Source organism: Pseudomonas sp. PF05, assembly GCF_056521845.1.
Genome location: NZ_JBWLPW010000008.1, coordinates 253,272 through 266,395 on the forward strand (window position 1 = coordinate 253,272; position 13,124 = coordinate 266,395).

A 13,124-nucleotide genomic window follows, 5' to 3' on the forward strand; every position below is an offset into this window, starting at 1 on the left:
ACTGATTGACCGAAATTACGCCGACCTCTGTGGATACGTCAATATGCTTGACCTTAAAAACCCGATTTCCCAACAAAAGGCCATGGAAGCGTTCTTCTTCGGTTACCAGGCATTTACCGCCAAGGCCGATGAAATGCTCGAGCGTCGTGGGTTGAGCCGGGTGCACCAGCGCATCGTTTTTTTCGTCGCCCGCTACCCATCCCTGAGCGTGAAGGAACTGCTGGCGCTGCTCGGGGTAAGCAAGCAGGCGCTGAACATGCCGTTGCGGCAACTGATGGAAATGCACCTGGTGAACAGCGTCGCGTCCGAGACCGACAAGCGCAAGCGGCTGCTGGAGCTGACGACCGAGGGCGAGCGGTTCGAGCAGGCGTTACGGCGTGAGCAGGTGAAATTGCTGGAGCGGGTGTTTGCCGAGGCTGGGGAGGAGGCGGTGAATGGGTGGTTGGCGGTGAATCTGGGGTTGGGGAAGGGTCAGGTGGCTGTCGACTGAGTTTCCTCTGCAAGGTGTGTATTGCCCGGCCTATTGCCATCGCGGGCAAGCCTTGCTCCCACAGAGGGTCTCAACGGACGCCTGCCGTGCAAGCAAGGCTTGTTCCCATAAAAGGTCTCAACGGACGCCTGCCGTGCCAGCAAGGCTTGTTCCCATAAAGGGTCTCAACGGACGTCCGCTGTGGGAGCAAAGCTTGGTCCCATAAAAGGTCTCAACGGACTTCCACTGTGGGAGCAAAGCTTGCTCGCGATGGCGCCCCCAAGGTCGATATATCCCTATCGACCGACATTTCGTCGACAACACAGAAAACATTATTTGCTTTATTTGTATACAAAAGCATAATTCGCTTCGTGCGAGTTCCTGACCATCAGGTCAACATACTTCGCCAGCCTTACCTGCCTCAGCGCATCGCAGCCACCCCCAGGGCGTGTGCGGTGCTGGAAATAACAATAAGACTCTTGAGGAGTACTCGCTGTGGAAAGCCGCAAACCCGAAGCCCAGACGCTGGACCTCTCGCCGCCGCTACGTAGTGGCTGGCTGGAACGCCTCTTCAAACTCAGCTTGCATGGCACCACGGTGAAAACCGAGCTGATTGCCGGCCTGACGACCTTCATCACCATGGCCTACATCATCTTCGTCAACCCCAACATCATGGCCGATGCCGGCATCGATCACGGCGCCGCATTCGTCGCCACCTGCATCGCTGCGGCCCTGGGTTGCCTGTTGATGGGCCTGTACGCCAACTGGCCGGTGGGCCTGGCGCCAGGCATGGGCTTGAACGCTTTCTTCACCTACACCGTGGTCGGCACCATGGGCTACAACTGGGAAACCGCGTTGGGTGCGGTGTTCGTTTCCGGTGTGCTGTTCATGTTCCTGACCCTGTCACGGGTGCGGGAGTGGCTGCTCAACAGCATTCCGGTGAGCCTGCGGTTTGCCATGGGCGCGGGGGTCGGATTGTTCCTCGGGCTGATCGGTCTGAAAACCGCCGGGATCATCGTCGACAGCCCCGCCACCCTGATCAAGCTCGGCTCGTTGCGTGAGCCCGGTCCGCTGTTGGCCGCGGTGTGCTTCCTGATGATCGCCGTGCTCAGCTATCACCGTGTGTTCGGCGCGATCCTGATCAGCATCATCGCTGTGACCCTGGCCGGTTGGGGCCTGGGATTGGTGCAGTACAACGGCGTCATGTCGACACCACCGAGCCTGGCCCCCACCTGGATGGCGATGGACGTGGCCGGTGTGTTCAACGTCAGCATGATCAGCGTGGTCCTGGCCTTCCTGTTCGTGCACATGTTCGACACCGCCGGCACCCTGATGGGCGTGGCCCAGCGCGCCGGCCTGGTGAAAGCCGATGGCAAGATCGAGAACCTGTCCCGCGCCTTGAAAGCCGACAGCGCCTCCAGCGTCTTCGGCGCCATGGTCGGCGTGCCGCCAGTGACCAGCTACGTGGAAAGCGCCGCCGGTGTGGCCGCCGGTGGCCGCACCGGGCTTACCGCCGTGACCGTCGGTGTGCTATTTATTGCCGCCATGTTCTTCGCACCGCTGGCCGGGATGATCCCGGCCTACGCCACGGCCGGGGCCTTGATCTACGTCGCGATGCTGATGATGGGCGGCATGGCCCACATCGAATGGGACGAAGCGACCGACAGCATCCCGGCCATCGTCACGGCCATCATGATGCCCCTGACGTTCTCGGTCGCCGACGGTATCGCACTGGGTTTCATCACCTATGTGGTGCTCAAGGCCGGCACGGGTAAACACAAGGAAATCTCCGTGAGCCTGTGGGTGCTCTGCGCGATCTTCATCGCCAAGTTCATCTTCTTGTAAGCGAGACCGTTTTCACCCGCCTCACCCATTGGGTGAGGCTTTTGTACATCAGGAGCAAAGCAATGAATCTGGAAACCTGGCTGTTGTTCAGTGGTGCCGCCTTGGTGGTGATCCTCATCCCCGGCCCGTTGTCGTTGTTGATGATCGGCAATAGCCTGAACTACGGCCTGCGCCGCTCGTACCCGGCGTTCCTGGGTGGGGTGATTGCCTCGATCTGCCTGCTGAGCGCCTCGGCGCTGGGGCTTGGTGCATTGTTGATGGCCTCGGAGCAGTTGTTCAGTGCCCTGAAGATTGTCGGTGCCCTGTACCTGTTTTATCTGGCCTGGCAGAGCTGGCAGCAATCGCGCCAGCCGTCCCAAGGCACCGACGTGCCGCAAGCCGCCACCGTCCCGCGCTTTCGCGCCCTCTTCGGCCGGGCGTTCGTGCTGGGTGCGAGCAACCCGAAAGACATCCTGTTCTTCGCCGCTTTCCTGCCGCAGTTCTTGAGCGCCGAACAAGCGTTCATGCCGCAGTTGCTTATCATGATCGCCACCTGGACCGTACTCGACCTGCTGTGCAAATTGGCCTACGGCCTTGGCGCCCACGGCGCGGCGCGATATCTGCGCACGGGTAAAGGCCAGGGCTGGTTCAACCGGGTCAGTGCCGGGTTGTTTGGCGGTGCGGGGGCGGCCTCCCTGCTGAGCCGCTAAAAAAGCAAAAGCTTCGCGAGCAAGCCCGCTCCCACAGGTTTTTGTGAACGACAAAAATCCAGTGTGGGAGCGGGCTTGCTCGCGAAGACGCCCTCCCAGACACCCTATTTTTCATGGACGAAAAAAAGCCCGCAGTGTGAGCGGGCGAAAAACCAAAGAAGCTCTATGCGCAGTGGCTTCCAGGACCAGGCAGTTGCTTGGGGGATCAACTGCCTCGATAGGTTGAATAAGCGTAAGGCGAAATCAGCAAGGGCACGTGGTAATGCTCCTGCTCGGCCGAAATGCCGAAGCGCAGCACGACCACATCCAGGAACGCCGGTTCGGACAACTGGACACCACGGGCGCGGTAGTAATCGCCGGCATGGAATTGAATCTGATAGACGCCCGAACGGTAGTCATCCCCTTGCAGCAACGGCGCGTCGCAGCGACCGTCGCTGTTGGTCAGCGCGCTGGCGACCAGTTGCAGTTGCGAACCTTCCACACGGTACAACTCGACTTTGATCGAGCTGCCCGGGCAGCCGTGTGCAGCATCCAAAACATGAGTAGTCAAACGTCCCATTGATTGTGCGCGCCTCGCTGCAGTGCAGTCCGGCCCGACGCCTCCTGAATCAGTTGAAAGACAGGCCGCACCGTTTCGGAGCACGAAACGCCACGGCGATGAACGAATTAAGACACTTTAAAAGAAAATTGTACACAATAAAAAATCAATATTTTGCCCCTGTGCGTTCCGACCAGGGTTCCAACCCAATCCGAAGCCAAACCAATGGATACGCTATCCTTACATTGATTAATTGACCAGATGGGCAGGTTTCTTGCAGTGTAGACAAACCAAGGGCAGCGGTGAAAATTACAAAAAATCAGGCTTACAAATCGCACATAAAGTTGTATACAATCATCCCATCGTCGTGACGCCAGCCTATGCTCCATCTCCAGGGCGCCACCCACATGGTTCGAACAAGAAGGAAAACTGCAGTGAGCGCTGACTACCCACGCGACCTGATCGGTTACGGCAGTAACCCGCCCCATCCCCAGTGGCCGGGCAATGCCCGCATCGCCCTGTCCTTCGTGCTCAATTACGAAGAAGGCGGCGAGCGCAACATCCTGCATGGCGACAAGGAATCCGAGGCGTTCCTCTCGGAAATGGTCGCGGCGCAACCGCTGCAGGGCGAGCGCAACATGAGCATGGAATCGCTGTACGAGTATGGCAGCCGTGCCGGGGTCTGGCGGATCCTCAAGCTGTTCAAGGAATTCGATATCCCGCTGACCATCTTCGCCGTGGCCATGGCCGCCCAGCGCCATCCAGACGTGATCCGCGCCATGGTTGCCGCCGGTCACGAAATCTGCAGCCACGGCTATCGCTGGATCGACTACCAATACATGGATGAGGCCCAGGAACGCGAGCACATGCTCGAAGCGATCCGCATCCTCACCGAAATCACCGGCGAGCGTCCGCTGGGTTGGTACACCGGTCGTACCGGCCCCAATACCCGCCGACTGGTCATGGAGGAAGGTGGTTTTCTCTATGACAGCGACACCTATGACGACGACCTGCCCTACTGGGAACCAAACACCCCCGACGGCAAGCCGCACCTGGTGATCCCCTACACCCTCGACACCAACGACATGCGCTTTACCCAAGTGCAGGGTTTCAACAAGGGCGATGATTTCTTCCAATACCTCAAGGACGCCTTCGACGTGCTGTATGCCGAAGGCGCCGAAGCCCCCAAGATGCTCTCCATCGGCTTGCACTGCCGCCTGATCGGCCGCCCTGCCCGCCTGGCGTCCCTCAAGCGCTTCCTTGAATATGCCAAGGGTCATGAACAGGTCTGGTTCAGCCGTCGCGTCGACATCGCCCGCCACTGGCACCAGACCCACCCGTGCCCACAAGCTTCGAAATCAGGAGCTTCGAAATGACTGCCTTCCAGACCCTCAAGCCTTCCACTTTGAGCCGTGACGCCTTCGTCCGGGCTTTTGCCGATATCTACGAACATTCGCCATGGGTCGCCGAAAAGGCTTTCGACCTGGGTCAGGACCCGTCGATCGACCAGATCGAAACCCTGCACCAGCGCATGAGCGATATCCTGTTGAGCGCCGATCACGCCAGCCAACTGGCGCTGATCAACGCTCACCCGGACCTGGCCGGCAAAGCCGCCGTTCAGGGCCAACTGACCGAAGCCAGCACGAACGAACAGGCCGGCGCCGGTATTCACCAATGCTCGAGCGATGAGTTTCAGCGCTTCACTGAGCTGAACGACGCCTATAAGGCAAAGTTCAAGTTTCCCTTCATCATGGCGGTAAAAGGCAGCAACCGGCATCAGATCCTCGCGGCGTTCGAAACGCGCATCCATCACTCGGTAGACACCGAATTCAAATGCGCGCTGGCAGAGATCAACAAGATCGCGTTGTTCCGATTACTGACCCTTTAGCGAGCAGCCCCGCGACCCGAGGCCCTGCAAGCATCCCCAGCCACTTATTTAAAGGCAGACAAAAAGAATGAAAGCTTACGCCGTACCTTTCGAGAAGTTCGTCAACCTGGCCGACGCCCGCCTGGGCACCAAGATCATCTCGGTCACCGATGACTGGTTCGCCGACGCCAACCGTTTGTTCCAACCGACCCCGGCCGTATGGAAGGAGGGCGTGTTCGATGACAACGGCAAGTGGATGGACGGCTGGGAATCGCGGCGCAAGCGCTTCGAAGGCTACGACAGCGCGGTGATCCGCCTGGGTGTGGCCGGCTCGATCAAAGGCGTGGACATCGACACCTCATTCTTCACCGGTAACTACCCACCGTCGGCCTCCCTGGAAGCCTGCTTCCTGACCGAAGGCGAGCCAGACGAAAACACCCAGTGGACCGAAGTGCTGTCGGCCGTAGAGCTGCAAGGCAACAGCCACCACTACCACGAAATCAGCAACGACCAGGCCTTCAGCCACCTGCGCTTCAACATCTACCCCGATGGCGGTGTGGCCCGGTTGCGGGTCTATGGCATTCCATACCGCGACTGGTCAGCCGTGGGCGACAACGAACAGATCGACCTGGCTGCCGCCCTCAACGGCGGTCGCGCCCTGGCCTGCTCCGACGAACACTTCGGCCGCATGAGCAACATTCTCAACCCCGGTCGTGGCATCAACATGGGCGATGGCTGGGAAACCGCCCGTCGTCGTACCCCGGGCAATGACTGGGTCATCGTCGCCCTGGGCCATGCCGGCGAGGTCGAGAAAGTCATCGTCGACACCCTGCACTTCAAGGGTAACTACCCGGACAGCTGCTCGATCCAGGGGGCGTTCGTCAAGGGCGGCACCGACAGCCAGATCGAAACCCAATCGCTGTTCTGGCGCGAGCTGCTGCCAAGCCAGAAGCTGGAAATGCACGCCGAACACACCTTCGCCGAGCAGATCAAGGCCCTGGGGCCGATCACCCACATCCGCCTGAACGTGTTCCCGGATGGCGGGGTGAGTCGCCTGCGGGTGCTGGGCAAGGTGTCGAAATAAACAACGTACCTGTGGCGAGGGAGCTTGCTCCCGCTGGGTTGCGAAGCGACCCCGCTTTTCAAATGGGACTGCTGCGCCCGAGGCGTCGGACCGGTCCAGCGGGAGCAAGCTCCCTCGTCACAAAAGCTGAACCACAACACAGAATTTTTGGATAAGAAGACCAGCATGCGCACACTCAAGATCGAACCGTTGACCAAAGAAGCCTTCGCCCCGTTCGGTGACGTGATCGAAACCGACGGCAGCGATCACTTCATGATCAACAACGGTTCGACCATGCGCTTCCACCGCCTGGCGACGGTGGAAACCGCCACGCCGGACGACAAGGCGATCATCAGCATCTTCCGCGCCGACGCGCTGGACATGCCGCTGACCGTGCGCATGCTGGAGCGCCATCCGCTGGGCAGCCAAGCGTTCATTCCGCTGCTCGGCAACCCCTTTCTGATCGTGGTCGCGCCACTTGGCGATGTACCTGTATCAGGCTTGGTCCGCGCCTTCGTCACCAACGGCAGGCAGGGCATTAATTACCATCGCGGCGTCTGGCACCACCCGGTGCTGACGATCGAAAAGCGGGATGACTTCCTGGTGGTTGATCGCAGTGGCACAGGCAATAACTGCGATGAGCATTTTTTCAAAGAGGATGAGTTATTGATCCTCGCCCCCCACCAATAAGAGAAGGTCCGATCACGCGAAAACAAGCGTGACGGGCGAGAGGTAAAGACTGTGGAAGCACATATGCTGGAATGGCTGAACCTGAGCGTACGCTGGGTTCACATGATCACTGGCGTGGCCTGGATCGGCGCGTCGTTCTACTTTGTCTGGCTGGAAAACAACCTCAATCGCGTCAACCCCAGGAGCGGCCTTGCCGGCGACCTGTGGGCCATCCACGGTGGCGGCATCTACCACCTGGAAAAATACAAACTCGCGCCACCGTCCATGCCGGACAACCTGCACTGGTTCAAGTGGGAAGCCTACTTCACCTGGATGTCGGGCATCGCGCTGTTGTGCGTGGTGTTCTATTGGAACCCGACCGTCTACCTTCTGGCCCCCGGCAGCAGCCTGAGCGGCCCCGAAGGCGTCGCCCTGGGCCTCGGTTCGTTGCTCGTCGGCTGGTTCGTCTATTCCTTCCTATGCGACTCGGCCCTGGGCAAGCGCCCTGCCCTGCTCGGCCTGATCCTGTTCGTGCTGTTGATCGCCGCGGCCTACGGGTTCAGCAAGGTGTTCAGCGGTCGCGGTGCCTACCTGCATGTCGGGGCGGTCATCGGGACGATCATGGTCGGCAACGTGTTCCGCATCATCATGCCGGCCCAGCGTGCGCTGGTGGCGGCCATCGCCGAGAACCGCACGCCCGATCCTGCACTGCCGGCCAAGGGCTTGTTGCGCTCGCGCCACAACAACTACTTCACCCTGCCGGTGCTGTTCATCATGATCAGCAACCATTTCCCGAGCACCTACGGCAGCCAGTACAACTGGCTGATCCTGGCGGGGATCGCCGTGGCGGCGGTGTTGGTGCGCCATTACTTCAATACGCGCCATGACAGCAACCGGTTTGCCTGGACGCTGCCGGTCGGTGCCCTGGCGATGATCTGCCTGGCTTATGTCACAGGCCCCAAGCCCATGCCCACCGCACCGGAGGTGGCCAAGGCCCCTGGCGTGATCGAGTACCAACCGTTGCCGGAAACGGCAGTGGGGGGTGGCGCGAAACCGGCGACGGCCCCCGCCGCACCGACATCGGCGCCCACCCAGGCCGCCAACGTCCAGGGCCCGTCGTTCGAGAAGGTCCACAGCGTCATCCAGGAACGCTGCTCGGTCTGTCACTCGGCCAAGCCCACCAGCCCATTGTTCAGCGCCGCACCAGGTGGGGTGATGTTCGACACCCCGCAGCAGATCCAGCAACAAGCGGCGCGCATCCAGGCCCAGGCCGTCACCAGCCAGATCATGCCGTTGGGCAACATCACCCAGATGACCCAGCAGGAACGCGATCTGATCGGCGCGTGGATCAACCAGGGCGCGCGGACCAACTGAGCCTCGCGCGCCAATAGCGTCACATGTCATACCGCTGACAGGCCGACCGGTTCACCACCGGTCGCCCGTCAGCGACTGCCTGCGCCTCAACAATAAAAACAAGAGGAAAGCACCAGATGATCCAGCCCCGCCATCACGCCCCAAATTCGCCACGGATGCGCCGTTGCAGGGCACTTGAGCCCCTCAAGGCAAGCCCGTATCCTGCGCGGCCGCTCGAAGCCGGCCGACAACAAAAAACCATCCAATCCTGACCGCCCCGCCAACTTATCCGGGCGCTGGCGGACAAAAAACGCGCCCCTGAAAAACCCTTTACCACTGTTCAAAAAGCAGCTGGACGAGCCTTTTTTGGCGTTGGCTCAGCTCTTGCTATCAGCACTGGCCACAAGCGAAAAGCTGACCAAACGGATGTTTTTATCCGAGGAAAAAGGCGCCACACCAGAGCTCTGATCTGAAAAAAAGCGGTACCACTTACCTTTGGGAGCAAACCGAATGAAACGTACGTGCACCAGCCTGATACTCGCAGGATCCTTGCTGGCCGGAGGCCAAGCGATGGCCGACGACCTGTTCCAGTGGCAGAACAACAGCCTGACCTACCTGTATGGCAAGGATTTCCAGGTCAACCCGCGCATCCAGCAGACCGTGACCTTCGAACACGCCGACGCGTGGAAATACGGGGACAACTTCTTCTTCCTCGATCGGATCTTCTACAACGGCCAGGACGACAGCCAGTCCGGCCCGAACACCTACTACGGTGAGTTCAGCCCACGCCTGTCGTTCGGCAAGATCTTCGACCAGAAGCTGGAACTGGGCCCGATCAAGGATGTGCTGCTGGCCATGACGTATGAATTCGGCGAAGGCGACAACGAGTCCTACCTGATCGGCCCGGGTTTCGACCTGGCAATTCCCGGCTTCGACTACTTCCAACTGAACTTTTACAACCGCCAGACCGAAGGCCCACGCGCCGGCGACAATGTCTGGCAAATCACTCCGGCCTGGGCCTATACCATCCCCATGGGCTCATCCGACCTCCTGATCGACGGTTTCATCGACTGGGTGGTGGACAACGACACCAACGCCAAGGGCACCTACCACGCCAACCTGCACATCAACCCGCAGATCAAATATGACCTGGGCAAGGCGTTGAAGCTCGGTGCCAAGCAGTTGTATGTGGGCGTGGAGTATGACTACTGGAAGAACAAGTACGGGATCGAAGACAGCGACGGCTTCAAGACCAACCAGAGCAATACCAGCTTCTTGCTGAAGTATCATTTCTGATCCCTGAATTTACATCCGCAGCAATACCCGGTGGGAGCGAGCTTGCTCGCGATAGCGGTGGACCGGCTTGCATTGATGTTGAATGTACCGCCGTCATCGCGAGCAAGCTCGCTCCCACATTGGTTTCGTGAAAGCTAGGATTTAGCGCCCACCGCCAATCCCTTGTGGGAGCGAGCCTGCTCGCGATTGCGATGGACCTGCCTGCATCAAATCAGGACAACCCCAGGAACCGGCTCAATGCCTCACGCTGCGCCAACGCATCCTGGCGTCCCAACTCGATCAATTCGCTGCAATACCCTGACTCGAACAACAGGTAACTCAGCACCCCCGCACCACTGGTCTTGGTCGCACCCGGCCCACGCAAGAATAACCGCAGCGCACGAGGCAGCTCCTGGCGATGGCGGGCGGCGATTTCGTCTATTGGCTGGCTTGGGGAAATCACCAATACGTCCACCGGTGCCGCGCCGAGGGCGTGGGCCGGTACGTCATCGGGCAGCAGGTGGCTGAACCCGTTCAGGCGCTCAAGCAACTCGATGTCGCTTTCCAGGCTGTCAATGAACGTGCTGTTGAGCATATGGCCGCCGATCTGCGCCAGGGTCGGTTGCAGGCCGGTGTAGCTGCGCTCGGAGGGATCCTGCCCGCCAGCGCCACGGGGGTTGCCACTGACGCCGATCACCAGCACGCGATTGGCTCCCAGGTGCAAGGCCGGGCTGATAGGCGCCGATTGACGCACCGCGCCGTCACCGAAGTATTGCGGGCCGATCCTGACCGGCGCGAACAACAAGGGAATCGACGAACTGGCCAGCAGGTGCTCCACCGACAACTGCGTCGGCACGCCAATGCGTCGATGTCGCAGCCAGGCACCAATGGTCCCGCGCCCCTGGTAGAACGTAACGGCCTGGCCGGACTCATAACCGAACGCCGTCACCGCCACCGCCCGCAATTGCTGCTCGGCGATGGCCTGTTCGATGCCCGAGGCGTGGAATTGGCTCTGGAGCAGTTGGCGCAACGGCGAACTGTCGATCAACGCCACCGGCAGCTTGGCCCCCAGGCCCAGCAGGCTATGAATGATGAAACGCCTGGCCTGGGCAATGACGCCCAGCCAGTCGCTGCGCATGACCTGGTGGCTGCGCACCGCTTGCCAGAACGCCGTCAGCCGCTCGATGGCGCTCTTGAAGTCCATCGCCCCACTTGCCAGGCTAACCGCGTTGATCGCCCCGGCCGACGTACCGACAATCACCGGAAACGGGTTTCGCGCCCCTTCCGGCAACAATTCGGCGATGGCCGCCAGTACGCCCACCTGATACGCCGCTCGAGCCCCGCCGCCGGAAAGAATCAAACCTGTAACCGGTTCAGCTGGGGTCATCGCAATGCTCCGTGCTCGAGGTGCTGTTGAAAGTGGCGGATGTTGGCTCAACCGCGTTTGTCGTACAGCTTGGGCTCGCCCGGCGGACGGCTCTTGAAGCGCCGATGGGCCCAGAGGTATTGCTCGGGACAATCGCTCACCGACTGCTCGACCCACTGGTTGACGCGGATGCAATCGGCCTCCTCGGTCTCGCCCGGGAAATCCGTCAGCGGGGCCTGGATCACCAGGCGATAACCGCTGCCGTCGGCCAGGCGCTCCTGAATGAATGGCACCACCAGCGCCTTGCCCAGGCGGGCGAACTTGCTGGTGGCGGTGACCGTCGCCGCCTGGATGCCGAACAGCGGGACGAACACGCTCTGCTTGGCGCCGTAATCCTGGTCCGGCGCATACCAGATCGCCCGCCCGGCCCGCAGCAGCTTGAGCATGCCGCGCACGTCGTCACGCTCCACCGCCAGGGAGTCGAGGTTGTGCCGCTCGCGGCCCCGGCGCTGGATATAGTCGAACAGCGGGTTCTTGTGCTCGCGGTACATGCCATCGATGGTGTGCTGCTGGCCGAGCAACGCCGCGCCGATTTCCAGCGTGGTGAAATGCAACGCCATCAGGATCACGCCCTTGCCCTCGCGCTGGGCCTGCTTGAGATGCTCCAGCCCTTCGACATGGGCCAGTTTCGCCAGGCGCGAGCGCGACCACCACCAACTCATGGCCATTTCGAAAAAGGCGATGCCGGTGGAGGCAAAGTTTTCCTTGAGCAGACGCTTGCGCTCGGCAGCGGACTTTTGCGGGAAACACAGTTCCAGGTTACGACGGGCGATGCGCCGTCTGTCGCCGGCCACCCGGTACATCAGCGCGCCCAATGCACGACCGACCCGCAGCAATAACGGATAAGGCAACTGGACGATCAGCCACAACAGCCCCAGGCCGCACCACAGCAGCCAGAAACGCGGATGAAAGAATGCAGCTCGAAAACGCGGGCGATCCATTACAGCTTCCATTAAGACATGGGCCGCGCATTCTACATTGTTCGACCCGGGTTGCGGCTGGCGGACGATCTCGTTATAAGTCTCGGCACTTTTAGTGACAAGCCGTTGTACGCCGACCATGAGCCAAACCGAACCGCTAGACCAAGATCCCGTGTTCCAGCTGAAGGGCAGCATGCTCGCCATTACGGTGCTGGAGCTGGCCCGCAACGACCTGGAAGGCCTTGACCGGCAGTTGGCGGCCAAAGTCGCCCAGGCACCGAATTTCTTCAGCAATGCCCCGCTGGTGCTGGCCCTGGACAAGCTGCCGGCCGGCGAAGGCGCAGTGGACCTGCCGGGCCTGATGCGCGTTTGCCGCCAGCACGGCCTGCGCACCCTGGCGATCCGCGCCAGCCGCATCGAAGACATCGCCGCCGCCATCGCCGTGGACATCCCGGTGCTGCCGCCGTCCGGCGCCCGGGAGCGCGTGCTGGAACTGAGCCCGGTCCAAGCCAGGAAAGCCCCGGAAAAGCCACCAGAGCCCACCATCAAGCCAACGCGCGTGATCACCTCGCCAGTACGCGGCGGCCAGCAGATTTATGCCCAGGGTGGCGATCTGGTCGTGGTGTCCTCGGTCAGCCCGGGGGCGGAACTTCTGGCCGATGGCAACATCCATGTATACGGCCCGATGCGCGGTCGCGCGCTGGCCGGCGTCAAGGGGGATACGAAAGCCAGGATCTTCTGTCAGCAATTGAGCGCTGAACTGGTCTCCATCGCCGGGCAGTACAAGGTCTCCGAGGATTTGCGCCGCGATCCGTTGTGGGGGGCCGGCGTTCAGATCAGCCTGTCGGGCGACGTGTTGAACATCATTCGGCTTTAACGGATACTGCCGCATTTTCCAAGCATCTCTAAAACGAGCGAAAACGGCTTAAACGACGTAGGAAAAAGGATCAGGCAGTGTTTACCGGAGGTAGACCCCGCCCGACATCCGATTCCAGCCAAGCCTGTCCAAT

Annotated in this window: 14 protein-coding genes; 11 read left to right on the forward strand and 3 right to left on the reverse strand. The window is 60.7% G+C overall.

Annotation, left to right across the window (positions count from 1 at the left end; all coding sequences use genetic code 11):
* The first annotated feature begins 43 nt into the window (after nucleotides 1–43).
* The 3 genes from AC09SL_RS15855 (at nucleotide 44) to AC09SL_RS15865 (ending at nucleotide 3,003) form a co-directional block, all read left to right on the forward strand.
* Nucleotides 44–490: a MarR family winged helix-turn-helix transcriptional regulator gene (locus AC09SL_RS15855; protein ID WP_058546673.1), complete on the forward strand. Its 447-nt coding sequence runs from the start codon at nucleotides 44–46 to the stop codon at nucleotides 488–490.
* A 474-nt stretch (nucleotides 491–964) separates the two neighbouring features.
* Nucleotides 965–2,314 carry an NCS2 family permease gene (locus tag AC09SL_RS15860; protein ID WP_058546672.1) on the forward strand — a complete coding sequence of 450 codons (1,350 nt, stop codon included), beginning with the start codon at nucleotides 965–967 and terminating at the stop codon, nucleotides 2,312–2,314.
* Nucleotides 2,315–2,376: 62 nt separating this feature from the next.
* Complete coding sequence (locus tag AC09SL_RS15865) at nucleotides 2,377–3,003, forward strand: LysE family translocator (RefSeq protein WP_058546671.1); 627 nt, start codon at nucleotides 2,377–2,379, stop codon at nucleotides 3,001–3,003.
* Nucleotides 3,004–3,208: 205 nt separating this feature from the next.
* On the opposite strand, the gene uraH is transcribed toward AC09SL_RS15865, so the two are convergent.
* Complete coding sequence (gene uraH / locus AC09SL_RS15870) at nucleotides 3,209–3,562, reverse strand: hydroxyisourate hydrolase (protein ID WP_058546670.1); 354 nt, start codon at nucleotides 3,560–3,562, stop codon at nucleotides 3,209–3,211.
* 413 nt (nucleotides 3,563–3,975) lie between these two features.
* On the opposite strand from uraH, the gene puuE reads away from it, so the two are divergent.
* The 7 genes from puuE (at nucleotide 3,976) to AC09SL_RS15905 (ending at nucleotide 9,789) form a co-directional block, all read left to right on the forward strand.
* The gene (puuE, locus tag AC09SL_RS15875) at nucleotides 3,976–4,917 is read left to right on the forward strand and encodes an allantoinase PuuE (protein WP_058546669.1); all 942 of its coding nucleotides are present in this window, start codon (nucleotides 3,976–3,978) and stop codon (nucleotides 4,915–4,917) included.
* Complete coding sequence (uraD, locus tag AC09SL_RS15880) at nucleotides 4,914–5,429, forward strand: 2-oxo-4-hydroxy-4-carboxy-5-ureidoimidazoline decarboxylase (protein WP_058546668.1); 516 nt, start codon at nucleotides 4,914–4,916, stop codon at nucleotides 5,427–5,429. The genes puuE and uraD overlap by 4 nt, the downstream gene beginning before the upstream one ends.
* 67 nt (nucleotides 5,430–5,496) lie before the next feature.
* A complete protein-coding gene (alc, locus tag AC09SL_RS15885) occupies nucleotides 5,497–6,492 on the forward strand; it encodes an allantoicase (RefSeq protein WP_058546667.1) in 996 nt (331 codons plus the stop codon).
* A gap of 165 nt (nucleotides 6,493–6,657) precedes the next feature.
* Nucleotides 6,658–7,161 carry an ureidoglycolate lyase gene (locus AC09SL_RS15890; protein WP_064106976.1) on the forward strand — a complete coding sequence of 168 codons (504 nt, stop codon included), beginning with the start codon at nucleotides 6,658–6,660 and terminating at the stop codon, nucleotides 7,159–7,161.
* A gap of 51 nt (nucleotides 7,162–7,212) precedes the next feature.
* Nucleotides 7,213–8,514, forward strand: a complete 1,302-nt coding sequence (locus AC09SL_RS15895) for a urate hydroxylase PuuD (RefSeq protein WP_058542326.1) — start codon at nucleotides 7,213–7,215, stop codon at nucleotides 8,512–8,514.
* 174 nt (nucleotides 8,515–8,688) lie between these two features.
* Complete coding sequence (locus tag AC09SL_RS15900; RefSeq protein ID WP_155742091.1) at nucleotides 8,689–8,961, forward strand: hypothetical protein; 273 nt, start codon at nucleotides 8,689–8,691, stop codon at nucleotides 8,959–8,961.
* Nucleotides 8,962–9,003: 42 nt separating this feature from the next.
* Complete coding sequence (locus tag AC09SL_RS15905) at nucleotides 9,004–9,789, forward strand: outer membrane protein OmpK (RefSeq protein WP_058542327.1); 786 nt, start codon at nucleotides 9,004–9,006, stop codon at nucleotides 9,787–9,789.
* Between the two features lie 211 nt (nucleotides 9,790–10,000).
* Here AC09SL_RS15905 and AC09SL_RS15910 read toward each other — a convergent pair whose 3' ends face one another.
* The gene (locus tag AC09SL_RS15910; RefSeq protein ID WP_058542328.1) at nucleotides 10,001–11,155 is read right to left on the reverse strand and encodes a patatin-like phospholipase family protein; all 1,155 of its coding nucleotides are present in this window, start codon (nucleotides 11,153–11,155) and stop codon (nucleotides 10,001–10,003) included.
* 47 nt (nucleotides 11,156–11,202) lie between these two features.
* Nucleotides 11,203–12,135 carry a lipid A biosynthesis lauroyl acyltransferase gene (locus AC09SL_RS15915; RefSeq protein WP_058542329.1) on the reverse strand — a complete coding sequence of 311 codons (933 nt, stop codon included), beginning with the start codon at nucleotides 12,133–12,135 and terminating at the stop codon, nucleotides 11,203–11,205.
* 118 nt (nucleotides 12,136–12,253) lie between these two features.
* Between AC09SL_RS15915 and minC the strand changes: the two genes are divergently transcribed.
* Nucleotides 12,254–12,991, forward strand: a complete 738-nt coding sequence (gene minC, locus AC09SL_RS15920; protein WP_058542330.1) for a septum site-determining protein MinC — start codon at nucleotides 12,254–12,256, stop codon at nucleotides 12,989–12,991.
* Nucleotides 12,992–13,124 lie beyond the last annotated feature (133 nt).

Excerpts from the sequence above, each read along its gene's own strand:
- AC09SL_RS15855 (WP_058546673.1), top strand. The coding sequence starts at position 44 with ATGCTTGACCTTAAAAACCCGATTTCCCAACAAAAGGCCATGGAAGCG.
- AC09SL_RS15865 (WP_058546671.1), top strand. The coding sequence starts at position 2,377 with ATGAATCTGGAAACCTGGCTGTTGTTCAGTGGTGCCGCCTTGGTGGTG.
- uraH (WP_058546670.1), bottom strand. The coding sequence starts at position 3,562 with ATGGGACGTTTGACTACTCATGTTTTGGATGCTGCACACGGCTGCCCG.
- uraD (WP_058546668.1), top strand. The coding sequence starts at position 4,914 with ATGACTGCCTTCCAGACCCTCAAGCCTTCCACTTTGAGCCGTGACGCC.
- alc (WP_058546667.1), top strand. The coding sequence starts at position 5,497 with ATGAAAGCTTACGCCGTACCTTTCGAGAAGTTCGTCAACCTGGCCGAC.
- AC09SL_RS15890 (WP_064106976.1), top strand. The coding sequence starts at position 6,658 with ATGCGCACACTCAAGATCGAACCGTTGACCAAAGAAGCCTTCGCCCCG.
- AC09SL_RS15905 (WP_058542327.1), top strand. The coding sequence starts at position 9,004 with ATGAAACGTACGTGCACCAGCCTGATACTCGCAGGATCCTTGCTGGCC.
- AC09SL_RS15910 (WP_058542328.1), bottom strand. The coding sequence starts at position 11,155 with ATGACCCCAGCTGAACCGGTTACAGGTTTGATTCTTTCCGGCGGCGGG.
- AC09SL_RS15915 (WP_058542329.1), bottom strand. The coding sequence starts at position 12,135 with ATGGATCGCCCGCGTTTTCGAGCTGCATTCTTTCATCCGCGTTTCTGG.
- minC (WP_058542330.1), top strand. The coding sequence starts at position 12,254 with ATGAGCCAAACCGAACCGCTAGACCAAGATCCCGTGTTCCAGCTGAAG.